Origin of the sequence: Arthrobacter sp. zg-Y916 (genome assembly GCF_020907385.1) — a bacterium.
In the GTDB taxonomy this organism is placed as follows: Bacteria; Actinomycetota; Actinomycetes; order Actinomycetales; family Micrococcaceae; genus Arthrobacter_B; species Arthrobacter_B caoxuetaonis.
Genome location: NZ_JAJJOD010000002.1, coordinates 334,424 through 359,988, shown reverse-complemented (window position 1 = coordinate 359,988; position 25,565 = coordinate 334,424). Strand labels below are relative to the sequence as shown.

At 64.9% G+C, this 25,565-nt stretch carries 24 protein-coding genes; 9 read left to right on the top strand and 15 right to left on the bottom strand.

Features of this window, described 5'->3' with window-relative positions:
• Window positions 1-8: 8 nt before the first annotated feature.
• Both folP and LOC59_RS06990 read left to right on the top strand, forming a co-directional pair.
• Window positions 9-950 carry a dihydropteroate synthase gene (gene folP, locus LOC59_RS06995; RefSeq protein ID WP_229971228.1) on the top strand — a complete coding sequence of 314 codons (942 nt, stop codon included), beginning with the start codon at window positions 9-11 and terminating at the stop codon, window positions 948-950.
• A complete protein-coding gene (locus tag LOC59_RS06990; protein ID WP_229971174.1) occupies window positions 947-1,708 on the top strand; it encodes a pyrimidine reductase family protein in 762 nt (253 codons plus the stop codon). Before folP ends, LOC59_RS06990 begins: the two co-directional genes overlap by 4 nt.
• 12 nt (window positions 1,709-1,720) lie before the next feature.
• Here the strand turns inward: LOC59_RS06990 and lpdA are convergent, their stop codons facing one another.
• From lpdA to LOC59_RS06965, 5 genes are all read right to left on the bottom strand, one after another.
• Window positions 1,721-3,121, bottom strand: a complete 1,401-nt coding sequence (gene lpdA / locus LOC59_RS06985; RefSeq protein WP_227917051.1) for a dihydrolipoyl dehydrogenase — start codon at window positions 3,119-3,121, stop codon at window positions 1,721-1,723.
• Window positions 3,122-3,210: 89 nt separating this feature from the next.
• Window positions 3,211-4,728 (bottom strand): carboxylesterase/lipase family protein, encoded by a 1,518-nt coding sequence (locus tag LOC59_RS06980; protein WP_227917052.1) that lies wholly within the window; start codon window positions 4,726-4,728, stop codon window positions 3,211-3,213.
• Window positions 4,729-4,949: 221 nt separating this feature from the next.
• On the bottom strand, window positions 4,950-5,222 hold the full coding sequence (locus tag LOC59_RS06975) for a hypothetical protein (protein ID WP_227896806.1): 273 nt from the start codon (window positions 5,220-5,222) through the stop codon (window positions 4,950-4,952).
• Window positions 5,223-6,099: 877 nt separating this feature from the next.
• Window positions 6,100-7,737: an ABC-F family ATP-binding cassette domain-containing protein gene (locus tag LOC59_RS06970; protein WP_229971172.1), complete on the bottom strand. Its 1,638-nt coding sequence runs from the start codon at window positions 7,735-7,737 to the stop codon at window positions 6,100-6,102.
• Window positions 7,738-7,783: 46 nt separating this feature from the next.
• Window positions 7,784-9,307, bottom strand: coding sequence for a carboxylesterase/lipase family protein (locus tag LOC59_RS06965; RefSeq protein ID WP_227896808.1), 1,524 nt, complete (start codon window positions 9,305-9,307; stop codon window positions 7,784-7,786).
• 231 nt (window positions 9,308-9,538) lie between these two features.
• Between LOC59_RS06965 and LOC59_RS06960 the strand changes: the two genes are divergently transcribed.
• Entirely contained in the window at window positions 9,539-10,180 is a 642-nt protein-coding gene (locus tag LOC59_RS06960) for an SDR family oxidoreductase (protein WP_227896809.1), read from the top strand.
• A 29-nt stretch (window positions 10,181-10,209) separates the two neighbouring features.
• Here the strand turns inward: LOC59_RS06960 and galK are convergent, their stop codons facing one another.
• The 4 genes from galK to LOC59_RS06940 all read right to left on the bottom strand — a co-directional run bounded on the left by galK (window position 10,210) and on the right by LOC59_RS06940 (window position 14,256).
• Entirely contained in the window at window positions 10,210-11,364 is a 1,155-nt protein-coding gene (gene galK / locus LOC59_RS06955) for a galactokinase (protein WP_227896810.1), read from the bottom strand.
• Window positions 11,361-12,509 carry a galactose-1-phosphate uridylyltransferase gene (galT, locus tag LOC59_RS06950; RefSeq protein ID WP_229971170.1) on the bottom strand — a complete coding sequence of 383 codons (1,149 nt, stop codon included), beginning with the start codon at window positions 12,507-12,509 and terminating at the stop codon, window positions 11,361-11,363. The genes galK and galT overlap by 4 nt, the downstream gene beginning before the upstream one ends.
• Window positions 12,510-12,520: 11 nt before the next feature.
• The gene (locus LOC59_RS06945; protein WP_227896812.1) at window positions 12,521-13,333 is read right to left on the bottom strand and encodes a lysophospholipid acyltransferase family protein; all 813 of its coding nucleotides are present in this window, start codon (window positions 13,331-13,333) and stop codon (window positions 12,521-12,523) included.
• A gap of 77 nt (window positions 13,334-13,410) precedes the next feature.
• Window positions 13,411-14,256, bottom strand: a complete 846-nt coding sequence (locus LOC59_RS06940; protein WP_227917058.1) for a class I SAM-dependent methyltransferase — start codon at window positions 14,254-14,256, stop codon at window positions 13,411-13,413.
• 131 nt (window positions 14,257-14,387) lie between these two features.
• Here LOC59_RS06940 and LOC59_RS06935 point away from each other — a divergent pair, with 131 nt between their 5' ends.
• Window positions 14,388-15,332, top strand: coding sequence for an alpha/beta fold hydrolase (locus LOC59_RS06935; RefSeq protein ID WP_227917061.1), 945 nt, complete (start codon window positions 14,388-14,390; stop codon window positions 15,330-15,332).
• A gap of 50 nt (window positions 15,333-15,382) precedes the next feature.
• Here LOC59_RS06935 and LOC59_RS06930 read toward each other — a convergent pair whose 3' ends face one another.
• The 4 genes from LOC59_RS06930 to LOC59_RS06915 all read right to left on the bottom strand — a co-directional run bounded on the left by LOC59_RS06930 (window position 15,383) and on the right by LOC59_RS06915 (window position 19,301).
• A complete protein-coding gene (locus tag LOC59_RS06930) occupies window positions 15,383-16,147 on the bottom strand; it encodes a glycosyltransferase family A protein (protein WP_227917062.1) in 765 nt (254 codons plus the stop codon).
• A gap of 147 nt (window positions 16,148-16,294) precedes the next feature.
• Window positions 16,295-16,915, bottom strand: a complete 621-nt coding sequence (locus LOC59_RS06925) for a malonic semialdehyde reductase (protein WP_229971169.1) — start codon at window positions 16,913-16,915, stop codon at window positions 16,295-16,297.
• Window positions 16,916-17,010: 95 nt separating this feature from the next.
• A complete protein-coding gene (gene ligD, locus LOC59_RS06920; protein WP_229971166.1) occupies window positions 17,011-18,030 on the bottom strand; it encodes a non-homologous end-joining DNA ligase in 1,020 nt (339 codons plus the stop codon).
• Between the two features lie 53 nt (window positions 18,031-18,083).
• Complete coding sequence (locus LOC59_RS06915; protein ID WP_227896818.1) at window positions 18,084-19,301, bottom strand: MFS transporter; 1,218 nt, start codon at window positions 19,299-19,301, stop codon at window positions 18,084-18,086.
• Between the two features lie 232 nt (window positions 19,302-19,533).
• Between LOC59_RS06915 and LOC59_RS06910 the strand changes: the two genes are divergently transcribed.
• The gene (locus LOC59_RS06910; RefSeq protein ID WP_227896819.1) at window positions 19,534-19,953 is read left to right on the top strand and encodes a VOC family protein; all 420 of its coding nucleotides are present in this window, start codon (window positions 19,534-19,536) and stop codon (window positions 19,951-19,953) included.
• Here LOC59_RS06910 and LOC59_RS06905 read toward each other — a convergent pair.
• Window positions 19,950-20,345, bottom strand: coding sequence for a hypothetical protein (locus LOC59_RS06905; RefSeq protein WP_227896820.1), 396 nt, complete (start codon window positions 20,343-20,345; stop codon window positions 19,950-19,952). The two genes, LOC59_RS06910 and LOC59_RS06905, sit on opposite strands and share 4 nt — an antisense overlap.
• A gap of 99 nt (window positions 20,346-20,444) precedes the next feature.
• On the opposite strand from LOC59_RS06905, the gene LOC59_RS06900 reads away from it, so the two are divergent.
• The 4 genes from LOC59_RS06900 (at window position 20,445) to LOC59_RS06885 (ending at window position 24,846) form a co-directional block, all read left to right on the top strand.
• Window positions 20,445-21,065 carry an L-threonylcarbamoyladenylate synthase gene (locus LOC59_RS06900; protein ID WP_227896821.1) on the top strand — a complete coding sequence of 207 codons (621 nt, stop codon included), beginning with the start codon at window positions 20,445-20,447 and terminating at the stop codon, window positions 21,063-21,065.
• Window positions 21,066-21,214: 149 nt separating this feature from the next.
• Complete coding sequence (locus LOC59_RS06895; protein WP_229971164.1) at window positions 21,215-23,500, top strand: alkaline phosphatase; 2,286 nt, start codon at window positions 21,215-21,217, stop codon at window positions 23,498-23,500.
• A gap of 127 nt (window positions 23,501-23,627) precedes the next feature.
• Complete coding sequence (locus LOC59_RS06890; RefSeq protein WP_229971162.1) at window positions 23,628-24,284, top strand: hypothetical protein; 657 nt, start codon at window positions 23,628-23,630, stop codon at window positions 24,282-24,284.
• 304 nt (window positions 24,285-24,588) lie between these two features.
• A complete protein-coding gene (locus LOC59_RS06885; RefSeq protein WP_227896824.1) occupies window positions 24,589-24,846 on the top strand; it encodes a metal-sensitive transcriptional regulator in 258 nt (85 codons plus the stop codon).
• Window positions 24,847-24,884: 38 nt separating this feature from the next.
• Here LOC59_RS06885 and LOC59_RS06880 read toward each other — a convergent pair whose 3' ends face one another.
• Window positions 24,885-25,559 carry a potassium channel family protein gene (locus LOC59_RS06880; protein ID WP_423722196.1) on the bottom strand — a complete coding sequence of 225 codons (675 nt, stop codon included), beginning with the start codon at window positions 25,557-25,559 and terminating at the stop codon, window positions 24,885-24,887.
• Window positions 25,560-25,565 lie beyond the last annotated feature (6 nt).

Genomic DNA, 25,565 nt, shown 5'->3' with positions numbered 1-25,565 from the left:
CCGCCAATATGGGCGGCGCATCGGCCGTTCCAACCCGGCCCTATGAACCGCCGCTGCTCCACCCCGTCCACCGGATCGGGGCACGGACACTCGATTTCAGCCGACGTGTGGCGCTGATGGCGATCATCAACCGGACCCCGGATTCCTTTTTCGACGGCGGACGGACGTTCGCCCTGGGCGCTGCGCTGCAGGCCGCGCTCAAGGCTGTCGACGACGGCGCCGACTGGGTCGACATCGGCGGTGTCCCGTTCGCTCCGGGGCCGGCCCTCGGTGCGGCGGAAGAAGCCGCCCGGGTGGTACCCGTAATCCGCGCTGTCAGGGAACAGACCGACGCCGTGATCTCGGCAGACACGTTCCTCCCGGCAGTCGCCGAGGCCGCCATTGAGGCAGGCGCCACGGTCATCAACGACACCAGCGGGCTGCACCATCCGGACCTTGCCCGGGTGGCAGCTGCCGCAGGGGTCCACTTGGTGATAACCCACAGCCTTGCCGTGCCCCGCACACCGTATCCCCGGCCGCAGTACCAGGACGTCGCAGCCGAGGTCGCGCAGTTCCTGCGCCGACGCGCCGCATACGCCCAGGAACTCGGTGTTCCTGCAGAGAAGATCATCATTGATCCCGGCCATGACCTGAACAAGAACACGCTGCACTCACTGGAGATCACCCGCGGCCTCGCACGGATCGCGGAGCTGGGCTTCCCGGTGCTGGCGGCCGTCTCCAACAAGGACTTCATCGGAGAGACGCTGGATGCACCCAAGTCCGAGCGGACCGAAGGAACCCTCGCGGCAGCCGTGGCGAGCATCATGAACGGAGCCAGGATCCTGCGCATGCACGACGTGCCTGCTGCGGCCAGGACCATCAGAATGACTGAGGCGATCCTCGGATGGCGTCAGCCGGCCTACCTGCGGCACAACATGGGCGACACCAATGAACCGGACCGCGGAGCGTGAGCGCACCGGTCACTGCGGCCGGATCCGCCGCGGAGCTTAGCGACGAAGACCTGCTGGCGGCCTATGCGTGGGACAGCCACGGGGAAGCGCCCGGCCAGCCCCTGGTGCGCTTCAACTTTGTGGCTTCACTGGACGGTGCCGCCGCTGTGGCAGGCCGGTCCGGCGGTTTGGGCAACAGTGTGGACCATCGGGTCTTCAACCTGCTTCGACGGAGCGCTGATGTCATCCTGGTGGGCGCCGGAACCGTGCGGGCCGAAGGGTATGCCGGGGAACTCCTGGACCGGCAGGGACAGGCCTGGCGCGCAGCCCGCGGAATGGCGCCGCACCCCGCAACAGCGATCGTCTCCGGGAGCCTGGACCTTGATCCGGACGGACCGCTGTTCAGCCAGGCCCCGGTGCGCCCGCTCCTGCTCACCTCCGCGGGTGCCCCCGCGGACCGGCGGACGGCGCTGGCGGAAGTTGCCGACGTCATCGCGGCGGGCGCCAGGGATGTTCAGCCGGCGCTCGCGGTGCGGGAGCTGGAGAACCGGGGGTTTTCCCGCATCCTGTGCGAAGGCGGTCCCAGGCTGTTCGGCACGTTCCAGGCTGCCGGACTGGTCGATGAACTCTGCCTCACGCTCAGCCCCGGGATGACCGCCGGCAGCGCTCCGAGGATCACATCCGGAGCGCCGGAAACCCCGCTGCAGCACTTCGCGCTGGTACATGTTCTCCAGGGCGGCGACACCCTCCTGCTGCGGTACCGCCGGCCCGGGTCCTAAGCTGCTGAGGGCTCAGAAATTGATCATGTGGCCCGTGAGTCCGTGGAAGGCTTCCTGAAGGGCCTCGCTCAGCGTTGGATGCGTATGGACATTCCGCGCCAGCTCCGCCGCCGTGAGGTCCCACTTCTGCGCCAGTGTCAGTTCCGGCAGCAGTTCAGAGACGTCCGGGCCGATCATGTGCCCGCCCAGCAGCTCTCCGTAGGCGGTGTCCGCGATCAGCTTCACGAAACCGACGGGTTCGCCGAGGCCGTGGGCCTTGCCGTTGGCGGTAAAAGGGAAAACTGCGACTTTGATGTCGTGGCCCTCGTCGCGTGCCTGCGCTTCCGTCAATCCAAAGCTGGCAACCTGCGGCTGGCAGAACGTCGCCCGCGGCATCATCCGGTAATCGCCCAGCGGCATGGTCTCGGCATCCGCGATCGTTTCCGCCGCAACAACGCCCTGGGCCTCGGCGACGTGCGCCAGCTGGAGCTTCCCGGTTACATCTCCGATCGCGAAGATGTGGGGCACGTTCGTGCGCATGTAGTCGTCGATGCCGATTGCGCCCCGGTCAGTGGCTTCCACTCCGGTGGTTTCCAGGCCGAAGCCTTCCAATCGCGGAGCAAAGCCCACAGACATCATCACCCGGTCGGCATCGATGCTCTGTTCGGCGCCGCTTTTGTCCGTGTACTTGACCGTAACGGACGATCCGTTGTCCGTGACCGTCTCCACCTTCGCCGAGGTATGGATGGGGATCCCGATCTTCTTGTACTGCTTGGTGATCTCCTTGGAAACGTCCGCGTCCTCGTTCGGCAGGGCACGGTCCATGAACTCGAGAATGGTTACATCGACACCGTAGCTGCGCAGGACATAGCCGAACTCCATGCCGATGGCGCCGGCACCCACAATCACCATCTTCCGGGGCAGGTCACGGCTGAGGATCTGGGTTTCGTAGGTGACCACGTTTTCGCTCAGTTCCACACCCGGAAGGAGTTTGACCGTGGCTCCGGTGGCGATGATGGCGTTGTCGAACGTGATTTCCTCAGTGCCTCCGGAGGACAGCGTGACTTCCATGCTGTGGTCGTCCTTGAACACGCCGCGTCCGTCGTATTCCGTGATCTTGTTTTTCTTCATCAGGAAGTGGACGCCCTTGACCCGTCCGTCCGCCACCTGCCGGCTGCGGTCGTAAGCGGCCCCATAGTCGAAGCTCACCTCTCCGTGCATCCCGAACTCGCCAGCCTGGCGTGTGAAGATCTGGGCCAGTTCAGCGTTCCGCAGCAGGGCCTTGGACGGAATGCAGCCCACGTTCAGACACACTCCACCCCAGTATTTCTCTTCGACTATGGCAACACTCAGGCCCAGCTGGGCCGCCCGGATCGCCGCTACGTAGCCGCCGGGCCCCGCTCCCAGGACAACGACGTCGTAATGTGAACTCATGCTGGCTCCTCGTCAGGTCTGAAGGACATAACCATAAGTCTGCTTAACACTCTCACGGGCAGGCCCGCTACTCCATGGATGGAGACGGCTCATACATACCCCCTGTACCCCTTCCACGCTTCGCGGCGCTCGGGGAACGGATCCGATTCGATCCTGTCCTCCGTGTCGAAGATGCGGGTATGCCGGTTGAGTTCCTCGTATTCCGGCCAGTCCTCGCCCGGCAAATCGTCCTTGGCGAGGCTGATCAGCGATCCCTGGAACCGTGCGGAAAGTTCCCTAAGGGCATCCATGCCGCCCAGCAGCGAAAGCGCACGCATCGTCCGCTTATTCGTCTCGCCAAACATGACGGGAACGTCAAAAGCGTGTGTTGCCCCAAAACCCAGAAGGTTCATGAGCCTTGTGGCGAAGTCGTAGCGGTAGGTCCAGGTGGGCGCTACCCGGGAATGGCCTTCGGCCACCATCTGGCTGGGATACCAGAAGACGAGGTCACCGCTGATTTGAATGGACCGCTCCTTGGACGGGTATCCGGGGTAGGCCGCAACAATCCGGTCCCTGGCGGCCGGATCGGTTCCGGCAAACATGCGCTCGAGCCGGGCCGGGGTGGAGGGCAGGATGTTGTCCAGTTTCGCGAACAGCGCGCCCTCCTGTGCCATGGTTCCCAGGACAAGCGGTTTCGGTGAGGACTCTCCCTCCAGGAAAGTGTCTATGGGATGGCGCGGCAGGAAGTTCCCGTCGACCACGGGAGAAACACTGAGCGAGCCCGGCATTTGCACCGGCCCAATCTTCGAAGTCATTTCCCGGGTGGCGTTTACCAGCTTCGCCGCGGAAATACTGTCCAGGGCCTGCGCTGCGTGTGCCTCGTCAATCCGGAGGATCTCCAGCAGGTCCAGTGCCCACTGCTCATGCATGTCTGGGTAGTACACTCCGGACGGGGCTGGACTCTGCGCGAACGCCTTGTGGAAATAGGGTGCCGCGGACGGTATGCACATCAGGGCGGTCACCGAGATCCCCCCGGCGGACTCGCCGAAGATCGTGACGTTGTCCGGGTCGCCGCCGAACGCGGCAATATTCTGGTTGACCCAGGCGAGGCCAGCGACCTGGTCCCGCAGGCCGACGTTGGCGTCGAAGGGACGCTCGGGGGTGGAAAAGGACGTGAAGTCCATGAAACCGAGGGCGCCGATCCGGTAGTTGAGGCAGACGTAGACGACGTCGCCGGTCCGGACCAGGTTGGCGCCGCGGTAGGTGCGCACTGCCGAGGAACCGGAGCTGAACGCTCCCCCGTAGAAGTACACGAGAACCGGAAGCAGCTTCGACGGCGGCTCCAGCGGTGCACTCACGTTGACCGTCAGGCAGTCCTCGCTCATCAGCGGACGGCGGCGCGAGCCGGTCAGCGCGATTCCCCGCCACTGGGGCGGGATTGGACCGAACTGGGAGCCGTCCCGCACTCCCGGCCAGCTCTCCGGCGGCTGCGGTGCCCGCAGCCTCAGGCTGCCCAGGGGCGGCACGGCGTAGGGGATCCCCCGCCAGGTGCGTACGCCGTCGTCCACGATTCCGCGGACCCATCCGTTTGCCGTCTCAACTTCCAGGGCTGATATGTCCAGGGACATGCTTCGCCTGCTTCCGCCGGGGAGAACGCATCACTGCGCCGTCTTGGACGGAACCCGAAGGAAAGTACTGAGGGAGCAAAAGCGAACTCCGGAGCAATAACCGGATGCCGTACAGGCAACCCGGGAACCGTACCGCGCTTATCAACGATAGGCTTCTTGGCCGATGAGGGCCAGAGCCGGTGGCCGGAAAGCCACGTGACTACGCCGGAGCGGGGACGTGACTACGCCGGAGCGGGGACCAGGACTAGGTTGCGGGCCGGAGCCTGGTGGCGGAGATGCCGGTGGACGGCAACTTCCTTGAGGCAGAGCAGCGCAACTGCTGCGGCGTTCAGCGCCACCTTTGCCGGCGTCGACCAGTCTGTCAGGACGCAGAGCATCCAGACAGTAAGCAGGACCGGCGCGTCAATGATGCGCAGTGCTGCCGGCGTCCTGTTGGTGGCACGCTGGTAATTCGACCTTGGCTGAGCTGTCATCCATGCGCTCATCGAAGCCATAACAACTTCTTTCCCCTGAGAGACGGCGTCACTGTTGATCATCCATGAGACAGTGAACGCCCTTTAGGAAACTATTATCACATCTTTAACATCCGCCACAGCCCCCGGACAAAAAGTCCCACTGTGAAGGGCCGCTTTCAGTGGCGAGACCGTAGCCGGGGCCAGATTCGCATCCGTTGACGCAGTAACGCAGTTTAGAGCGGTCGTTTTCCATTTGTTGCTGCAATGATGTCGTTTTGGGCCGGTCAGCGGGACGTCATTGCGGCAAAGGAATCTGCGGCGGAGCCATAACAGCGTTTGTGCAGCAGAGGATCCCTCAGTGCAACCGCCCAGGTCAGTTCGGCTCCCGCCAGGCGTCGCAGTGAGGAACCGGATTCCGGGCGCCGTACAGTCAAAGCGCTCACCTGATCGGGCCGTTGTTCGCGGATCGTCCCCTATTCCGCCGAACACCGCCAGGTTCCACCGAACGCCGCGAACCGCTGCTGGGTCCTGTCACTGCGGGCATGGGAACCAGTGTTCCCGTGACTCATGTCAGTCATTCTGGCGCCCGTCCGGTTTTGCTGCGTTTAGGGATGATTCGGTTGCTGTGGGAATTTGCTGCGCGGCGCCTTGGCCAGATTTTCCCCGAACGACCGGTTTGTCCCGAAACGCAGCGAATCCGTGTCACAGGGTGCAGCGAAATCCCGGAACGCATTATTTCCGAACCCAAAGCGCAGTGTTTCCGCACCCAAAGCAGCGTTTACCCAAACTGCAGCGCCGGCGTGGTGCTGTCTCCGCGTCGCCACTGTTCCCATAGCAGGGTGTAGCCGGAGAGCGGCCGTGCACGGATTCCCAGCCGACGTTACGGGTGAGACGGATGTGGCAACAGGAGGGCCGGCTAGCTTTCGCTGACGCGCCCGGCCTCAACATTCCAGAGCCGGTCCAGACGCACGTTCTCCAGCATCCGGCGGTCGTGGGTGACCAGCAGCAGCGCGCCCTCGTAACTCTCCAGCGCTTCCTCCAGCTGCTCGATGGCGGGAAGGTCGAGGTGGTTGGTGGGTTCATCGAGGATCAGCAGGTTCACCCCGCGGGCCTGGAGGAGTGCCAGCGCGGCCCGGGTCCGCTCCCCGGGGGAAAGCGCTCCCACGAGGCTGCCCGACTGATCTGCCTTCAGCCCGAACTTCGCCAGGAGGGTCCGCACTTCCGCGGCAGTCATCTCGGGAACGCATGCTTCGAAAGCATCAGCGAGCCGCTCTCCGGCGGGAAGCTGTCCGCGCAGCTGGTCGATCTCCCCCACCGCCACGGATGCACCGAGCGACGCCGTTCCTGCCTCAGGCTCCAGGATGCCGCGCAGCAACGCCAGCAGGGTCGACTTTCCTGCTCCATTGGGGCCCGTGATGCCGATCCTCTCCCCGGCGTTGACCTGCAGGGACACCGGCCCGAGCGTGAAATCGCCCTTTCGGGCCACAGCTTCGTTCAGGGTCGCCACCACAGAACTGGACCGCGGCGCCGGAGCAATGCTGAACTGGAGCTGCCATTCCTTCCGCGGCTCCTCCACCTCCTCCAGCCGAGCGATCCTCGACTCCATCTGCCGAACTTTCTGGGCCTGCTTCTCGGAGGACTCAGTACTTGCTTTGCGCCGGATCTTGTCATTGTCCGGGGATTTCCGCATGGCATTCCGCACACCCTGGGAGCTCCATTCCCGCGTCGTCCGGGCCCTGGCCACAAGGTCTGCCTTGCGGCCGGCAAACTCGTCGTACGCTTCCCTCGCGTGCCGCTTGGCCACGGCACGTTCCTCCAGGAAGGCATCGTAGCCGCCGTCGTACACTGCTACCTGGTTTTGGGTGAGGTCCAGCTCCACCACAGTGGTCACACAGCGGGCCAGGAACTCACGGTCATGCGACACCAGGACGACGCCGCCGCGCAGCCCGCGGACGAACTCCTCCAGCTTGGCCAGTCCGTCCAGGTCCAGGTCATTGGTGGGCTCGTCGAGCAGGACGATATCGAAGCGGCTGAGCAGCAGGGCAGCCAGGGATACCCTGGCTGCCTGTCCGCCGGAAAGCCCCGTCATTCGGGCCTCCGGACCAACATCCAGGCCCAGCTCGGCCAGCACGGCAGGCATCCGTTCGTCCAGGTCGGGGGCGCCGGAGGCGAGCCAGGTCTCCAGTGCCGCCGCGTACCGGTCCCCGCTGCCCGCGGTTTCTGCGCCAAGTTCGTCTGCTGCGGCCTCCATGGCAGCGGTGGCAGCGGCTGCCCCGGTGCGGCGGGCGATGTAGCCGGCCACGGTTTCACCCTCGACCCGCTCGTGTTCCTGTGGAAGCCAGCCAACGAAGGCATCCACTGGATGCCGTTCAACGGTGCCAGCCATCGGCTCGGCCGCGCCTGCCAGGATTCGAAGCAGCGTGGACTTTCCGGCGCCGTTGGCACCTACCACCCCGACGACGTCGCCCGGTCCCACCGTGAGGGAGAGATGTGAAAAGAGGACGCGGTGGGCGTGGCCGCCGGAAAGTTCCCGGGCGACGAGTGTAGCGGTCATTGGTTAATCTTATGTGCCCGGCGGGGAGGCCCCGGCACAGAGGAAATCAGCGCCAGCCGCGGTAACCGTCCCAGGCTTTCCGCCTGCTGGCGCGGGGGTCAAGTTCAATCCGGTCATACCGGTCAAAGATCTTGGTCCGGCGTGATGTCTGGTCGTACTTCGGCCACATTGGCCCCGGAGCACCGGTCCGCGCAAAGCGGAGCAGCGCGGATTGGAATCGGTGGGCGACATTGGCCGCGGTCCGTTTGTTCCCGAGCCTCACCAGGTTCTTGCCGGGGCCGGAATCGTAGGTGCCGAACACCGCGGCAAGGTCCAGCCCGTGGGTAGCCCCCAGTCCCGCCACCCTGGCCGTGCGTGGAGCGTAGTCAAACCGGTAGGACCAGGTCGCCGCGTGTTCTGCATGCGCCTGGGCTACCTGGATGGACGGGTGCCAGAACACGGCGTCTCCCCCAATTTCAACTGCCTGCTTCTTATGCGGGTAGCCGCGGTAGCCGGCAATGACCTGGTCCCGCAGCCCGGGTGCAGTCAACTCGAACATTTTCTCAATGCGCGCCTGGTTGGTCGGAAGGACGTCGTCCAATTTCTCGAACAGGGTTCCTTCGTTTTCCATCGTTCCGATCACCATGGGAACAGCTGCTGCCCGGCCCTGCTCGAAGGCATCGATGGGGTGAAGCGGCAGGAACGATCCGTCAACGACGGGCGCAAAGCTCAGCGCTCCGGGATAGGCATCAGGGATGATTTTCTTCGAGAGCTGCGTTGCCGCGTCAACCAGTGCATTAGCGGGGATTTCCGCCAGGGCTTCGGCTGCACCTCCGGATCCAACGCCAAGCAGGCCCAGCAGTTCCGAGGCGAATCCGGATGCCAGTTCCGGACCGTAGGCCGACGACGGTGCAGGGCTCTGCAGGAACGCCCGGTGGAAGAGGCCAGCGGCAGACGGGATGCACATCAGCGTCAGCGCGGACATGGCTCCTGCCGATTCGCCGAAGATCGTGACGTTTCCCGGGTCTCCGCCGAACGCCGCAATATTGCGCCGCACCCACTCCAGGGCGGCGATCTGGTCGGCCAGTCCCACGTTCACGTCAAACGTCCGCTCCGGTGTGGAATAGGGACGGAAATCCATGAAGCCGAGGGCACCCAGCCGGTAATTCATGGACACGAGGACGACGTTGCCGCCAGCAGACAGCCCGGACCCGTCAGCGATGCCCATCGCGCCGGAACCCGAGGTGAAGGCCCCGCCATGGAAAAAAACCAGCACCGGCAACGGGTCCCCGGAGGGCTGCATGGGAGCGGTGACGTTAATGGTGAGGCAGTTCTCGCTCCTCGGCGTTCCGGGGGACGCCCCTCCCAGCAGACGGCGTGTCCGCTGGGGAGCCCAGGGCCCAAAGTCCGTTGCATCCAGGACGTCCCGCCACGGTGCCGGCGGGCGGGGCAGGCGCAGCCTGAGCTCACCGATGGGAGGTGCTGCGTAGGGAATTCCGCGCCAGGTCCGGGTACCGCCGGCTGTTTTGCCGCGGACAGGCCCCTCGGCGGTCTGGACGGTGAGGTCTGCTTCCGCGGTTGCAGTAGACATAGGCATCCTTTCGGCCCGGCGTCGGCTGGCCGCTGGGTGCCGCGGAGCCATTTCGGATACTAGCCAGCACACCGGACCGGCACCATACCTCCCGGCCGGAAAGGCTCTGATGTGGCTAAGGTGCCCTTTGGGGCAGCTGCAGGCATGGGTTTCGACAAAGCAACCATAAGTATGCTTATGCTTTTGGGGACGCCCCTGGGCGATTGAGGACGTCCCTACGAGAGGAACAACATGGCACGAGTGGCAATTATCGGCGGACACGGCAAGGTGGCCCTTCAGCTGGCCAAGGACCTGGCTTCGAACGGACACCAGGTCACCTCACTGTTCCGCAATCCCGACCATGTGGCCGAAGTGCAGTCCACCGGAGCGGCTCCCGTTGTGGCCGACGTGGAGCAGCTGGACTCCGGCGCGATCGCTGAGAAGCTTGTCGGCCATGATGCGGTGGTGTGGTCCGCCGGTGCCGGCGGCGGCTCGCCGGAACGGACGTACGCGGTGGACCGTGATGCTGCGATCCGGTCGATCGACGCCGCCAAACAGGCAGGGGTGAACCGCTACGTCATGGTCTCCTACATGGGTGCCGGCAAGGATCACGGCGTTCCCGAGGACAACCCCTTCTACGCCTATGCCGAGTCAAAGGCAGCTGCGGACGACTACCTGCGGCGCAGCGGGCTGGACTGGACCATCCTGGGACCCAGCGCCCTGACCAACGATCCCGGTACCGGAGCAATCAGCGTTGGCCCCGGACAGGACGGAAGTGTCTCCCGCACGGATGTTGCGGCAGTTGCCGCGCAGGTACTGGAACGTCCGGGCACCATCGGGCAGTTCATTGAGTTCATCAACGGGGATACCCCCATCCGCGAGGCCATCGGCTAGCCGGACCGACGCGGAGCCGGCGGCGGTTCTTAGAACTCGCGCCGCGCTCCGTCTTCCGGTACCACCTCGAAAACTTCGGGGACGAGAAAATCCGCCCGGGCAAAGGCACGGCAGACCTCTGATCCGATCCTCGCGGCGTCGGACGCCGGCACCAGGGCGATCGCCGATCCGCCGAAGCCGCCACCGGTCATCCGCGCTCCGGCTGCTCCCGCCGCCATGGCGGCTTCCACTGCAAGGTCCAGTTCCGGACAGGAAACCTCGAAGTCGTCCCGGAGGGATTCGTGGCTGGCGGCAAGCCACGGGCCCAGCCCCGCTGCCCGCCTGCCGGCTTCAAGATGTTCGACGACGGAGAGTACCCTCGCGTTCTCGCTCACCACATGCCGTGCCCTGCGGTAGGCAAGGGCATCCAGGGACGGTGCAGCCAGCACCAGGTCGGGCAGGCTGATCTCACGGAGGGACCCCAGCCCAAGTGTTGCGGCGGCCCGTTCGCAATCCGCCCGCCTGTCCGCGTACCCGCCGGAGTCATGCGCATGGCTCACTTTGGTGTCGATGACCAGCAGGGCCATCCCTTCCCCCGCCAGGTCGAGCGGGACGTGGCGCGATTCGCGGGTCCGGCAGTCAAGGAAGAGAGCATGCCCCGACGTGGACAGCAGCGATGCGGACTGGTCCAGGATGCCGGTGGGTGCGCCCGCGAAGTCGTTCTCAGCCTGCTGGCACAGCAGCACCAGGTCCTCCGCCGGAAGCCCTGCCCCGGAAAATTCGTTGACGGCCAGCGCCACCGCGCATTCGATCGCCGCGGATGAGGAAAGCCCAGCCCCGGCCGGGACGTCGGAGTCCAGCAGGATGTCCATGCCCGGCACCGCAACCCCGCGAAGTCCAAACGCCCAGTGCACGCCGGCAACATAGCGGCTCCACCCCTGCAGCATCCCGGGACCAAGCTCCGCAACTGTGCTCTCGGCCGGGTCCCCGGTGCCGGTGGTGGCCATCCGCAGGACACCGTCCCCCCGCGGCAGAACGGCAATCCGGGCCCGCCGGTTGATGCCGGCCGGCAGGACGAACCCGAGGTTGTAGTCGGTGTGTTCCCCGATCACGTTCACCCGTCCCGGCGCGGAGAAGAGGCCGGCCGACGCCCTGCCGTAGAGCTTCCGGAACCGCTCGGCTGTTGCCTGCACCGGCGTCGTCATGCCTCATCCTCCGCGGCCCGGGAGGCCGCGAACGGCGGCAGTGCTCCGCGCAGGCGTTCAGCGGTGTCTTCCGGGATGACGTCACCGATGAAGGCCCCCATGGCGGCTTCGGACCCGGCCAGGTATTTCAGCTTGCCGGCAGCCCGGCGAGGCGACGTGACCTGGAGGTGGACACGGTACTGCCCGCGCAGCGGATGGTTCACCGGAGCCTGGTACCAGGCCGCAATGTACGGGGTGGGTGTGGGATACAGCGCTTCGATCCGCTGCAGGACATCCAGGTAGAGCCCCGAGAGCTCTTCGCGCTCCTCATGGCTCAGGGCCGGCAGGTCGGGGACGGAACGGTGCGGGACTACGTGGACCTCAAGGGGCATCCGCGCCGCATAGGGAACATAGGCGGTCCAGTAGCGGCCGCGTGCCACGATCCGCCGGCCGTCGGCCAGCTCGTCTGCGAGGAGGTCCGCAAACAGCTCGCCCCGCCCCTCAGCCCGGTACCGTCGGGCGCTCTCCAGTTGGGTGAGCGTCCGCGGCGTGGGGAACGGATACGCATAGATCTGCCCATGCGGGTGGTGCAGGGTGACGCCGATTTCGGCACCGCGGTTCTCGAAGATGAAGACCTGTCCAACCCCCGCAAGCCTGGAAAGCTCGGCCGTCCGGTGCGTCCAGGCATCGATCACGGTCCGGACCCGTTGGCGCGTCAGGCCGGGAAAGGACGCTGCATGGTCGGCGGAAAAAGCAACCACTTCGCAGCGCCCGACGGCGGGAAACTCCTCGAAAGCCCAATCCGGAGGGCGCAGTGCACCGCCGGTCTCCGGGCCGAAGGCCGGGAACCTGTTCTCGAAGACTGCCACGTCATAGTCCGGCGCCGGAATTTCCGTGGCACGTGTATCCGAGGACGGGCAGAGCGGACATTCCCGGGCCGGCGGCAGGTGCGTGCGGGACTGGCGGTGCGCCGCGTAGGAAACCCACTCCCCGAGCAGCCGGTCATAGCGCAGCTCGGGTGTCGCAGGCCTCGCGGGCAGCTCCCGGCTGTCCTGCGGGAGGGACGCGTGTGGCCGCCCGCCGTCGCCGTCAAAAAAGTAGAGCAGCTCCCGGCCGTCAGCAAGGCGGGTGCGGACAGGGACCGATGCCCGGCGGTCAGAGGACATCGCCGAACCCGCTAGCCGGTGATCTTGTACTTGGCGCGGTCCGCCTCGTCCAGGATGATCTGCTCTTCCGGAGTCATGGCCGAGCCGCCCCGGCTGACCGGCATCCACCAGGCACCGGCCGGCGCCTCTTCCGGATACGTGTCAATGCATTCGTCGATTCCGGCCTGCAGCACCTTCTGCAGCCGTGCGGTTTCCTCGGCAACTGAGGCGTTCGGATCTACCCGGAGCGGTTCGCCCACATGGATCCGGACAGGGGTCTTCCACACTGCCTTCAGGCTCAGGCCATGGCCCCGTGTCAGCATGCGGTGTCCGCCCCACACCGACACCGGAATGATGGGCACGCCTGCTTCGGCCGCCATCCGGACGGCGCCTGTCTTCAGCTGCCGGACCGTAAAGCTCCGGCTCACGCCTGCCTCCGGAAGCACTGCGAGGTAGTCCCCGCGGTGCAGTTTCTCCACCGACTCGACGTAAGCGGCTGCGCCGTCTGAACGGTCAACCACAATGTGTTCGCACCATTCACAAACCGCACCGACAAACTTCTTCCGGGCTGCCTTCTTGGTGACCAGGTAGCGCATGTGCACCTTGATCTGCTTCCAGATCAGGTATTCGGCAAACACGAAGTCGAGGTACCCGAAATGCGTGATGGCAACAACGGCACCCTTGCCGGGCACCACTTTGCGGTCCAGGCCCTTGATGACCTCATCGGCCGGAAAGTGCTCAACTCCCGAAGCGATGACCGGGACACGGAAAAGCTTGACCGCTGCCACGCCAGCCATCACGATCGAGCGGTAAACGTACTTATTGGGCCGGCGTTTCCGGGACAAGGTCGACTCCTAAGCTCGGACGAGAGGTGCACGTCAGAGTCTATCCCCGGCCCAGCGCGTAGAAAAACGTCAGCAGGTCAGGATCCAAGCGCACTGCCGCGCAGGAGGAGATACTCCCAGTCCATCTCCATTCCGTCCTCCGTGCTCCGCGCGTACCGTTCGGCCAGCCCGGAGAGTTCGCGGTCCAGCGCAGCGCTCCGCTCCTCATCCTGGCCCAGGCCCCGGTACACCCCGACGGCGGGACCGTAGTTCAATTTGAAGAATTCGCGGAAGTGGTCCGGCTCAGCGAACCTCTTCACTGTCAGGACCTCCCGCCGGCTGACCAGCCCTTCCAACAGCCCGTCCATGAGCGAGGCAACATAGTCCTCATGGCCCCACATGGGCGGTCCGGGTGATGCGGGCGGGGCCGGCACCTGGTATTCACGCATGATCTTGAACATCTCCCCGATGAAGCCCTCCGGGGTCCAATTCAGCAGCGCCACGGTCCCGCCTTCACGGGTGACCCGGGCCAGTTCAGCGGCAGCCTGCCCGTGGTTCGGGGCAAACATGACGCCAACGCATGAAATCACGGCGTCGAATGTTCCTGATTCAAAGGGAATATCCTCGGCGTCGCCCACTACCCATTGAAGTTCCTCTCCGCCCTGGGGTGCATTGAGCTTGCCCAGCTCGATAAGTTCGGGCGTGAGGTCCAGGGCCACCGCTGAGGCGCCGGTGGCAACAGCCGGTATGGCGGCGTTGCCTGTGCCCGCAGCAACGTCCAGGACGTAGTCCCCCGGTCCGATTCCGGCCTCGTTGACCAGGATGGGACCCAGGGAAGGAATAACCTCACGGGCAACTGCACCGTAGTCACCCAGGGCCCACAGCTTGCGGTGCTTGTCTTTGATGCCCTGGTCCGGAACGGGCCGGGGCGTAGGGAGTTCCATGATTACCCTCCTGGGGTGGGAAGTGTCTCCGCTGCGGCTGCAGTTGGATGCCGTCATTCTGATCTTCGCTTCTGGAGGTGTAAAGGCTCTCCCGTAGTCCCGGCCCGGCACGGTGCTGGCTATCGTTAGGTATGGCTTCCCTGGAGGACCGCTGGAACGCGTCCGACGGCGGTTCCTGGGGTGTTTCCCCACCTGCTGCCGTGCTGGACTCCCGTCTCCCCGATATCGACTGGTCGGTGCCGCCCGCCGGTTCCCGCCGCCTTCAGCTCCCGGCTCCCAGCGGATCACTTGCTGCCCTGGCGATGGGGAACCCTGCCGCTCCCGCCGTCGTGCTCGTGCCCGGCGTGATGGGGTCCAAGGAAGACTTTTCGCTGGTCATGCCGCTGCTGGCGGCGAGCGGTTACTACGTCCTGTCCTACGACATTGCCGGACAGTATGAGTCCGCAGCGGCCGGCCCCGAGCACCTGGATCCGCCCGGCAGGCACTACGACTACCGGCTCTACGTAGAGGATCTGCTGACTATCCTCGCCGGGCTGAACGGCCCCGCACACGTGCTGGGACATTCGTTTTCCGGTGTCGTCTCGGCACTGGGACTGCTCCGCTCGCCAGACGCTTTCCGCAGCCTCGTTCTGATGAGCACACCGCCGGTCGCCGGCCTGTCGTTCCGGGCAGTTCCGGTCCTGGGTCCGTTCGCTCGGCTGGTGCCGGCGAAATTGAGCGCCTCGCTGATCGTTTGGGGCGTCAAGCGGAATTTTGTCCGGGTCCCGCCGGCCAGGATGCGCTTCGTCCACCAGCGTTTTGCCCTTACCCGCCGCCGGTCGATCCAGGACATTATGGGGTTGCTGCGCGATGTTCCAGACTTTGGCGCCCAGCTGGCCCAGTCCGCCGTTCCCAAGCTCGTGGCGGTGGGTGAGCATGACATCTGGCCAAACCAGGAACATGCTGACTTTGCGTCCGCCGTCGGCGCCCGGCTGGCCGTCTACCGGGGAGGGCACAGTCCGTGCGAGACGAATCCGCACCAGCTCACCCAGGATCTGCTCTCGCTGTATGAACGGGCCTCCAAGCCGGCGGCCTAACGTCCATGCCGGCGGCCTAACGTCCATGCCGGCGTGCGGATCAGCGCGGATCAGTCCGTTTCCGGCGCCGCAGCGCCGTCGTTGGCCGCAGCCCGCTGCCGCCGCGTCCGCAGCCGTTTCAGCGGAGCTTCCTCCGCGAATTCAGCGCGGAAGGTATGCCATGCCATGGACAGGCGCCGCCCAAGTCCCTTCCAGCTTTCCAGCGGACGGGCACTCACTCCCACACGGAGGGAGTCGTCCCACACCACATCCATATCCGGTGCGACGTGGTAACTGATGTCAAGGTCGTCGTGGATGCGTTCGTCACTGCGCTTGACTGACTCGCTCAGCCGCTTCCACATCGAGGCGCGCATGGCAAAGTTCGATCCAAAGAGCGGAGGGTGGCCGAGCAGCAGGTTCATGGACCAGCGGTAGCCTGCAATGTACAGATGCTCGGCGATCCACCGGGTCAGCCGGTTACCGCCGTAAAAATCCCCGGGTCCGGTGACGGCCGTGAGCTCGCCTGTGGCCCCCAGCAGGATTTCCATCCGCTCAAGCCAGTCAGCCGGGGGTACCGAATCGGCGTCGAGCCGGGCAAGGACATCACCGCTGGCGGCATCGAAACCGCACGCAGTGGCCGCCGCTATCCCCGGCACGTCTTCGGTGATTCTCCGGACGCCGGCTGCTTCGCAGACAGCGGCAGTGTTGTCAGTGGATCCGTTGTCCACAACGAGGGTTTCATCCGGCGGCCTGGTCTGGTGGCTGAGCGCTTCCAGGCAACGGGCCAGGAACGGTGCATCATTTCGGGAAGGGATTACCACGGTGATTGTCGCCATGTGTCCTGCCTTTCAGGCATTGCCATCCTCCCACCCCTGCCCTTGGCGGAGAAGGCGGCACAGGGGTCCGGGGCCGCAGCGGGCGGAATGCGTGCCGGAAACGCAGAAAGGACCGGCCGAAGCCGGTCCTTTCCCGTCTGGAAAAAACTAGACGGTGGTGGTTACGGCATCGAAGTCGTAACGGGGAAGGCGGTCGAACCAGGCATTCTCGCCCGGCTTGCCAATGTTGACGACCATGAAGGTGCGCTGGCTGGTGCCGGAATGGAACTCGGCATCGATGCCCGCGGCATCGAAAGCGCCCATCGGGCCGGCGGCCAGGCCAACGGAGCGGACGGCCATGATGAAGTAGGCAGCCTGCATGTGAGCGTTGTTGTTGCCCATGACGGTGCGCAGTTCCTCGTTGCCGTCGAACATGGCCTTACGGTCCGCAGCGTGCGGGAAGAAGGTCGGGAAGCCTTCATGCCATTCGGTGTCGAAGCTGAGCACCGCTGCCACCGGGGCTGCTGCAGTCTTTGCCTGGTTGCCCTCGGCCATGTGCTTCACGAGCCGCTCCCGTGCTTCCCCGGAACGCACCCAGGTGATCCGCATCGGCTGGATGTTCATCGACGTCGGACCCATCTTGGTCAGCTCATAGATCGCGCGCAGATGCTCATCGGTAACCTCTTCGGCACTGAAGGTGTTTGCTGTGCGGGCCTCCAGGAAGAGAGTGTCCAGGGCTGCGTTGTCCACGACGAACTCGTTCTGGAAGTCGGTGCTGCTGATGCTCATGAGTGCTGCTTTCTGTCTGGTGCAATTGCCACTCATTGTTAACAGTCAGCCATGCCCGGGGCTTCCCGTTGCCAGTGTGATTTAAGTCACCGGTGTTACTCCATCCTGCGGCGGCTTGGCTGGACCCGCGGCGGCTCCCCCGGCATCTTGGGGTAGTCCGGCGGGAACGGCAGTTCTCCCAACCCGGCGTCGAGGTCGCGCTGCCACCACCGGAGCAGGACGTCGATTGCCCCCGGCTCCTCATACATTGCTGCCCAGGGGTCCCCCACTGAAGCAAGGCGCCCAGGCGCGGTCAGGACGGTGAACGCTGTGGGATCCACGCTTTCCAGTTCATCCCAGGTGACCGGCGTGGAAACAGGTGCGTGCGCCAGCGCGCGCGGACTGTAGGCACCCGCCATGGTCCGGTCCCGGTTCGCCTGGTTGAAATCGACAAACACTTTTTCGCCGCGTTCTTCCTTCCACCACGACGTCGTCACCTGCTGGGGCATTCGCCGTTCCAGTTCCCGGGCTGCGGCGATCACTGCGTGCCGGACATCCTGGAACTCACGGACAGGCTCGATGGGTGCGAAGACGTGGAGTCCGCGGTTGCCCGATGTTTTGACGAAGGCATCCAGGCCGGCTTCGGAGAGCACCTCCCGCAGCGCCAGGGCGGCAGGGACTGCGTCGTCGAAATCGGTCCCGGGCTGGGGGTCAAGATCGATCCGCAGCTGGTCGGGGTTATCGGAGTTGCCGGCACGGGAGGGCCACGGATGGAAGACGACGGTGTTCATCTGCACCGCCCAGACAGCCGCGGCGGGCTCGTCGATGACCAGCTGGGGGTGGGAACGGGCGCTTGGGTAGACCACCATGACATCCCGTACGTAGGCCGGGGCACCCTTGGGCGGATTCTTGGAGAAGAACTGCTCCCCGTCGATTCCTTCCGGAAACCGCTGCAGCGAAAGCGGCCGGTCCCCGTTGGCGGCAACGAACGCCGGACCAACCGCCTTGATGTATTCGGCCAAATCGAGTTTGGTGAACCCAAGCTCCGGCCACAGGACGCGGTCCGGACTGGAGATCCTGACTTCGCGCTCGCCGTCGGGCCCGGGCACGGAAATGGTTGTCGCCTTCGCTGCCATTCAGGCAGGCTATCCTGCCGGTGCCGCCTTGTCAGCGTTGTGCAGCCGCTGGGCTATCGCGCTCCCCCGGGCTGCTGGCTGCGGCCGTGGACGAAGTGGTAGAGCACCATGGAAACGACAACCACCCCGGCCAGGACGGCGTACATGCCGGTAAAGCCGGTCAGCGGAATGAGCAGCCCCAGCAGGAACGGCCCGAGGCCGATGCCGGCATCCAGGACCAGGAAGAACGTGGAGGTTGCGATCCCAATCCGGTGGTCGGGAGCCACCGTGACCGCAATTGCCTGTGCGGTGGGCATGAGCGCACCGAAACCCAACCCCACAAAGGCGCCGGCCACGGCAAGCACCGCGCCGTTCGGAGCCCACGCAAGCAGGCCCAGCCCGAGAGCGAAGGACGCCAGGATCGGATACACGACGGCGTTATCGCCCCGCGAGTCCTGGATCCTGCCCACCACGAACCGTGAGACCAGGACGATTCCGGCATAGATCAGGAAGAAGGCCGAGGCGGCTGCCACCATGTCCCGGTGCTGGGCATAGGAATTCAGGAACGTGAGCACTCCGGAGTAGGCCACCCCGGCCACGAGCATTACCGAGGCGATGGCTGCCGCCCGCGGCTCGAAGATGTCCGAGGGACGCATCCGCCACTTGGCTGCCAGTTCATGCGGTGTCAGGGTGCGTTCGGGCAGCCGGAGCAGCAAAGCCACCGCCAGGGCTGCGCCTGCGCAGCCTGTGGTGACCATAAACAGGACGTCGTAACTTGTGCGGTCCACCAGGAGCACCGCCAGGAAGGGCCCGACGGCGGTCGCCAGGGTATTGGAAATGCTGAAGTACCCCGTTCCCTCGCCCCGGCGCCCTGCCGGAATGAGCGCCATGACGGATGCGCTGATAGCCGTGCTGGCCATCCCGAACGCTGCGCCGTGAATAACCCGGATAGCGATCAGGAGTGCCAGGCTGTCAGCGGGGATATAGAGCAGCGAGGCCGCAGTATAGAAAAAGAGTCCCGTGAGCAGCATGCGGCGCCTGCCCATGAAATCCAGGAACTTCCCTGCGAAGATCCTCGCGGCCAGGGCACCGAGCACAAACGTGCCGGCCGTCAGCCCGGCAGCCGTGTCGGAGGCGGAGAACCGCTGGACCGCATAGAGGGCCATAGAGGTCATAAGCAGGTAGAACACCAGGGAGATAAAGAAGTTCACTCCTATGGCGAGGCTGAACGGCTTACTCCACAGCCTCCCCTGCACCCCTTGCCGGTTCTCTTCCGTCTGGCCTGCTGCCACTTGCACTCCGTCTCACGTCCCGCAGAAATGAATTAGGTTGCCTAACCCAACTTTTCCACGTTACGCCCCGGCCGGGACCGGGAAGTGCCTCCGGGACGAAGGCACCGCAGCCGAACCCCCTGTCGGAGACGGTTTTTTGGGTCCCCCTTCCGCCGCGGTGTGTCCAAGTGCATACTTTTGATCCATCAGAGCCCCACCCGTCGAGTCAGGACCAACCTGAAGGGACCTCGCTATGTCCAGCCTCATGAACCCCTATTTGAGTTTCCGGGATAACGCCGCCGAAGCGATGTCCTTCTACCAGCATGTCTTTGGCGGAACACTGGAGATGACCTCGTACGGGGAAATGCAGGCCAGTGAAGATCCTTCAGAGGCCGAGAAGATCATGCATGCCTCCCTCACCACGGACAACGGGTTTGTCCTGATGGGTTCGGATACACCAAACAGCATGGAGCTTGATGAAGGCAGCAGCTACTCCATCTCCCTCAGCGGCACAGACGCAGACGAGCTGAGGGGCTATTGGGACCGGCTGCTTGACGGCGGCACCATGCAGGTGCCCCTCGAGCGGGCCCCGTGGGGTGACCTCTTCGGCATGCTGACGGACCGGTTCGGCACGAGCTGGATGGTGTCCATCGAAACACCCGAGGACTCCTAGCCTTTCCAGGCCAGCGCCGCCACAGCCCCTCCGGCGGCCGCATAGAGGGCAAGCAGCGGCTGATACTCGATCCACACGGCCTCCCAGGCCTCAAGCACCACCAGAGCCGACCCGGCTGCCACGCCAACTGCCCGCGCATAGCGGTGCCGGCGCAGCTGCAGGAGGGCTGCCAGGAGGTATCCCCCGCCGAACCCGGAAGCAAGGAGCAGTCCCGGCACCCGCCAGCTGTGGAACGGGGTGCGCCGGAGTGCCGAAGGACCGGAATGGAGGAAGGCTCCGTCCGGGCGCAGGGCGAGGAGCGTTCCGGAGCCCAGCGACGCTGCTCCAACAGCTGCCTCCAGGAGAATGAGGCTTTTCTCCCGGGTGGACCGCACCGGCTCTGGTGTTCTCATGCCGGAAGTATGGTTCCGGCTCTCCGGGCAGTCCAGCCCCACAGCGCGGCTGGCCCCGCACAGCACCCATACGCTGGCCTCGCCGCGTAAGCTCATGGGATGGCCCGCTATTTCGATCTTCATCCGGACAATCCCCAGCCGCGCACCGTTAGCCAGATCACGGCTATGCTGCGCGACGGAGGGCTCATCGCCTATCCCACGGACTCCTGCTATGCCCTGGGTGCACAGGTGGGTAACCGGGACGCGCTGGACAGGATCCGCACTATCCGCCAGCTGGATGCCAAGCACCACTTCACGCTGGTCTGCCGCGACTTTGCCCAGCTGGGACAGTTTGTCCAGCTGGACAACGATGTTTTCCGGGCCATCAAGTCGGTGACGCCGGGCAGCTACACGTTCATCCTGCCCGCCACCAAGGAAGTGCCCAAGCGGCTGCTGCATCCCAAGAAAAAGACCGTGGGCGTCAGGATTCCGGACCACAAGGTGGTGCAGGCGATCCTGGAAGATCTCGGTGAGCCGCTGCTGTCCAGCACGCTGCTGCTGCCTGGCCAGGAGGAAGCCCTGACGGAGGGATGGGAAATCCAGGACCGGCTGGAACACGAGGTGGACGGCGTTGTGGATTCCGGCCACTGCGGCCCCGACCCGACAACCGTGATCGACTATTCCTCCGGCATCGCAGAAGTAGTGCGCGTCGGCACCGGGGATCCGTCCCGGTTCGAGTAGGCCCTGAAGCCGGCCGGAAATCTGTCCGGACGGACCCGCTGGATTTGTGTCCTGCTGTTGACAGTCCTGTCTTGCGTATTGAGTGTTGACCCACTTGTACAGGGGGGGAAGGCGTCACCACTCGCGCACTCTGAGACGGGAAAACACAAATGAACAAGAGAAAACTGACCGTAACGACGGCGATACTGGGCGGTCTCATACTCTCCGGCTGCAGCGGAGGCACCGTTGCCACTGCTCCGCCGGACGATCCGTCGGCAGGTGCCGGACTGGAACAGGCCGGGCACCGGAAGGATAAAACCCCGCAGGAACCGCAGGCCGCGAAGAACATCATCCTGATGGTCGGCGACGGAATGGGAACTGCGCAGCGCAACGCCATCCGGCTCTCCCATGTTGGCCTTACCGGTGAACTCGTCATGGACTCGCTGCCCGAGCTGGGCCTGGTCCACACCAACTCGGCAGACCCGGAGACGTTCGTGACCGACTCGGCCGCGGCGGCAACCACCATGTCCACCGGAGTGAAGACCTACAACGGTGCGATCGGCGTCGACCTGAACGGCGTTCCCGTTCCCACCGCACTGGAAATCGCGGCGGCACTGGGCAAGTCCACCGGGCTGGTGACTACGGCTCAGGTCACCGACGCCACGCCTGCAGCTTTCGGGGCCCATGTTGCTGACCGCGGCGAACAGAGCGAAATTGCCCGCCAGTTCCTCGAGTCGAGCCGGCCGGACGTCATTCTGGGCGGCGGCGAGGACCACTGGTACCCGGTGGGCAACCCGGGCAAGTATCCGGACAACCCGCCCGAAGACCCCGCGGAGGAAAGCACTGGAACAGTAAACCTGGTGGAACAGGCCCAGGCAGACGGCTACGAGTACGTCTGGGACGAAGCGGGACTGCTGCAGGCGCAGGGGCCCAAGGTCCTGGGCCTGTTCGCCAATGAAGAGATGTTCCAGTACGGCGACGACGTCGAGGAAATCTACGAGCCCACCATCCCCCTGACCACCATGACCCAAAAGGCACTTGAGCTGCTGACGGCACCGGACACCGGGGCTGCCGCAGCCCGCCACGGCGGCGGAGGCGGCGGCGGGAACGACGACGCCGGGTTCTTCCTCATGGTGGAGGACGAGGGCATCGATTCAATGGCACACGTCAACGACGCCGAACTGACGATTAAGGCCGGCATCGCCTTTGAACAGTCAGTCGAGGTGGCACGCAACTTCGCAGAAGCCGACGGCAACACCCTGCTGATCGTCGTCGGCGACCACCAGACCGGCGGCATGACCATCGAAGCCTTCAACGACGAGGAAGATGAGTCCGGCGACGGCATTTCCGCTGAGGACGGTCCGCTGCCGGTGGCCAACTCGGATCAGGTCTTCTCGGTGGACTGGACGACCGACGGGCACACCGCACTCGACGTCCCCCTGACCGCGATGGGTCCCGGTTCCTCCCAGCTGGGCGGGTTCTACGAGGACACGCACATTTTCGACGTCATGGTCGGGCAGATGCGGGCCGGCGTCGAACGCTCCACCCTGGACCTCCAGTCCCACCGCGGAGGCCGGGGCGAATATACGGAGGAATCGCTGGCCGCCTTCCGGCACTCCCTGGAGCTGGGCGTCAGCACCCTGGAACTGGATACGCACCTCTCCCAGGACGGAGCCGTCATCGTCTGGCATGACGACGTCATCCTGGACACCAAATGCCGCGACACCGCACCGGCCACCGCAAACGACCCGGAGTTCCCCTATGTGGGTGACCGGGTGGCGGAACTGACACTGGCGCAGCTGAAGACCCTGGACTGCGGTTTCCAGCAGCTTCCGGGCTATCCGGAGCAGCAGGTCGTGGAAGGCAACAGGATCGCCGAGCTCAGGGACGTCTTTGCCCTCGTGCGGGAGATGAGGGCCCGCGGCGTCGGCTTCAACATCGAAACCAAGGTGGAGGATGGACGCGCCGGCGGCCCGGAAATGGCCGCACTGACCCGTGCGGTGGTTCGCGAAATCCGGCGCTCGGGCATGTCGGACCGGGTTACGGTCCAGTCGTTCGACTGGTCTGCACTGAACCTGGTGGGGCGGCTTGCTCCCAACCTGCCCCGGGTGGCGCTCGCAGCCGCGCCGGAGACGCTGGAAATCGGGCAGCCAGGTGCAGCGCCGATCCTCGGCGGAATCGACATCGATGACTATGACGGCTCGATCGCCAAGGCCGCGGCAGCACAGGGATACGACGTCATTTCCCCCATCTACACCTCGGTGACGAGGCAGATGGTCGCCGAGGCGCATGAGCTCGGCCTGAAGATTGTCCCCTGGACCGTCAACGACCCGGCCGTCATGAATTACCTCATCGACCTCGGCGTGGACGGCATCATCACTGACTACCCGACCCGGCTGCGGCTGGTCATGGAGGAACGCGGCATTAAGCTGCCGCGGGCCTACGGAGGTTCCTAGCCACGGCAGGCCAACGAACGACGGCGCCGCACCCGGGCAGGCAACGGGTGCGGCGCTTTTCGCCGGCTGCCTGCACCCTCACTAGACTGGAGGACGCCCTGTTCCGCACCAGATGTAAGAAGCCGCAATGTCCCGAGGAAAGCACCATCCGCCCCGACCAAAGCCCGCCGGGAGCGAAGGGTTCCTCATTGCGGCGGACCTGAAGAAGGACCGCGGGTGGACCGACACCCAGATCAAGGCGTTTCTTCCTGAACCCGACCGGACGGCCCGCAATCCTTTCTCCCGCAAGGCTGCCCCCATGAAGCTCTATGCCATGGAGCGAGTGGAGTCTGTCGAGGAAACCGAGGAGTTCCGCCGGGCCCGGGAAGCGTCCCGCAATCGGCAGGTGGCCGCCCGGGAACGGGCCCTGGAAAAGAAGAAGGAAGCCGTGGCGCTGGCGCACAGCCTGGAACTCCGGATTGTCCCCGAGCCTTGGGACGAGGTGCAGGCGAAGGCGCTGGAACACTACAACGCCCGGCTGCGCCGGAACCAGTCACCCGCGGGTCCGCGCACGTCCCAGGCCCGTCGGGACCGTATGAGCGTGAACTACCTCAGGCACAGGCAGACTTCCTACGAGGAAGAGCTCAAGGGGTTCAAGGGAGTGGTGGGTGTCGGCGAGGCTTACCTCGTGGTTCGCAACCGCATCCTGGACCTCATAGCGCAGACGTATCCCGCGCTGCAGGCGGAGTGCGACCGCCAGAAATTCGACGCGCCTGATCTGCCCGACGGCGTCCGCGGACTCTAGCGGCCGAACAGCTTCGCCAACCAGCCCGATCCGGCATCCTTTTGCTTGGGTGCGTTGGGATCGCAGGTGCAGCGTTCAGCCTTGGGGATGTGCCTCATGACCTCTTGGACATGGTTGCCGCATCCGGCCCAGGTGGACTTTCCGCAGCTGCGGCAATTGACTGCACGGCACATGATGTTCTCCTTCATAAAACACAAACCCGGACGTTTGTCCCGGATGCCGACAACGGTACGCATACCCCCTGGGGTATGCAAATTACCCGAGGGGGTATACGATGGACCGGAACAGAACCAGGAGTACACATATGCAGCTCGAAACCGACGACACCGCCCCCATCATCAACCGGCTCAAGCGCGCCCAGGGCCAGCTCGCGGCCGTAACCCGCATGCTCGAAGAGGGCCGTGACTGCAAGGACATCGTTACGCAGCTCTCCGCTGTCTCCAAAGCGATCGACCGGGCCGGTTTCGCCATCATCGCTTCCGGGCTTGAGCAGTGCCTCACGAGTGAGAACCCGTCGATGGACCGCAAGGAAATGCAGAAGCTCTTTATGTCCCTCGCCTGAGGCTGCACCGGCATGATGATCCGGGTGCGGCGCCGGGCTTACAAGCGGCTGAAGGCCTCCGCCTTGCGGGTTGGCCCGGCAATCAGCAGTTCGTCGCCCTCTTCGATGTACAAATCCGGATCCGCGAACATCCAGCCGCCGCCGTTCTTGCGGATGGCGACGATCTCCACGCCAAAACGCCGCCGCGTCTGCGCTTCGGAGATCGCCGAGCCCGCCACGGCCCGGCGCGGCGATGTCTCAACGACGGCGAAGTCCCCGCCCACCGGAATGTAGTCCTGCATGCTTCCCTGCACCAGGTGGGCCACCCTCCGCCCCATGTCCTTCTCGGGGTAAATCACGTGATGCACTCCGAGCTGCTGCAGGACCGTGCCGTGCGGTTCGCTGACTGCCTCAGCCCAGATCTGCGGGATATCGAAGCTCAGCAGCAGGGATACGGTCAGGATGCTGGCTGCGACATCCCCGCCGATGGCAACCACAACGCGGTCGAATTCGGGAACGGAAAGCTGCCGCAGCACTTCTGCCCTGGTCGCGTCGGCAGCGACTACATGGGTGAGCCTGCCGTCCAGGCGCTGCACTACGTCCTGCTGGCCATCGATGCCCAGCACGTCCACACCGCTGGCCATGAGTTCCAGGGCAAGGGACTGCCCGAACCGCCCCAGTCCGATGACGGCAACAGCGTCGGTATCGGTAACCCGGTCCAGGTCCCGTCCCATAAAGAT

Coding starts and splice junctions, on each gene's coding strand:
- ligD (WP_229971166.1), bottom strand. CDS start 18,030: ATGGCAGCGAAGGCGACAACCATTTCCGTGCCCGGGCCCGACGGCGAG.
- LOC59_RS06880 (WP_423722196.1), bottom strand. CDS start 25,559: ATGGGACGGGACCTGGACCGGGTTACCGATACCGACGCTGTTGCCGTC.
- LOC59_RS06905 (WP_227896820.1), bottom strand. CDS start 20,345: ATGAGAACACCAGAGCCGGTGCGGTCCACCCGGGAGAAAAGCCTCATT.
- LOC59_RS06885 (WP_227896824.1), top strand. CDS start 24,589: ATGCAGCTCGAAACCGACGACACCGCCCCCATCATCAACCGGCTCAAG.
- LOC59_RS06910 (WP_227896819.1), top strand. CDS start 19,534: ATGTCCAGCCTCATGAACCCCTATTTGAGTTTCCGGGATAACGCCGCC.
- LOC59_RS06975 (WP_227896806.1), bottom strand. CDS start 5,222: ATGGCTTCGATGAGCGCATGGATGACAGCTCAGCCAAGGTCGAATTAC.
- LOC59_RS06930 (WP_227917062.1), bottom strand. CDS start 16,147: ATGGCGACAATCACCGTGGTAATCCCTTCCCGAAATGATGCACCGTTC.
- LOC59_RS06935 (WP_227917061.1), top strand. CDS start 14,388: ATGGCTTCCCTGGAGGACCGCTGGAACGCGTCCGACGGCGGTTCCTGG.
- LOC59_RS06970 (WP_229971172.1), bottom strand. CDS start 7,737: ATGACCGCTACACTCGTCGCCCGGGAACTTTCCGGCGGCCACGCCCAC.
- folP (WP_229971228.1), top strand. CDS start 9: ATGGGCGGCGCATCGGCCGTTCCAACCCGGCCCTATGAACCGCCGCTG.
- lpdA (WP_227917051.1), bottom strand. CDS start 3,121: ATGAGTTCACATTACGACGTCGTTGTCCTGGGAGCGGGGCCCGGCGGC.
- LOC59_RS06960 (WP_227896809.1), top strand. CDS start 9,539: ATGGCACGAGTGGCAATTATCGGCGGACACGGCAAGGTGGCCCTTCAG.
- LOC59_RS06965 (WP_227896808.1), bottom strand. CDS start 9,307: ATGTCTACTGCAACCGCGGAAGCAGACCTCACCGTCCAGACCGCCGAG.
- LOC59_RS06895 (WP_229971164.1), top strand. CDS start 21,215: ATGAACAAGAGAAAACTGACCGTAACGACGGCGATACTGGGCGGTCTC.
- LOC59_RS06980 (WP_227917052.1), bottom strand. CDS start 4,728: ATGTCCCTGGACATATCAGCCCTGGAAGTTGAGACGGCAAACGGATGG.
- LOC59_RS06900 (WP_227896821.1), top strand. CDS start 20,445: ATGGCCCGCTATTTCGATCTTCATCCGGACAATCCCCAGCCGCGCACC.
- LOC59_RS06925 (WP_229971169.1), bottom strand. CDS start 16,915: ATGAGCATCAGCAGCACCGACTTCCAGAACGAGTTCGTCGTGGACAAC.
- galK (WP_227896810.1), bottom strand. CDS start 11,364: ATGACGACGCCGGTGCAGGCAACAGCCGAGCGGTTCCGGAAGCTCTAC.
- galT (WP_229971170.1), bottom strand. CDS start 12,509: ATGTCCTCTGACCGCCGGGCATCGGTCCCTGTCCGCACCCGCCTTGCT.
- LOC59_RS06940 (WP_227917058.1), bottom strand. CDS start 14,256: ATGGAACTCCCTACGCCCCGGCCCGTTCCGGACCAGGGCATCAAAGAC.
- LOC59_RS06890 (WP_229971162.1), top strand. CDS start 23,628: ATGTCCCGAGGAAAGCACCATCCGCCCCGACCAAAGCCCGCCGGGAGC.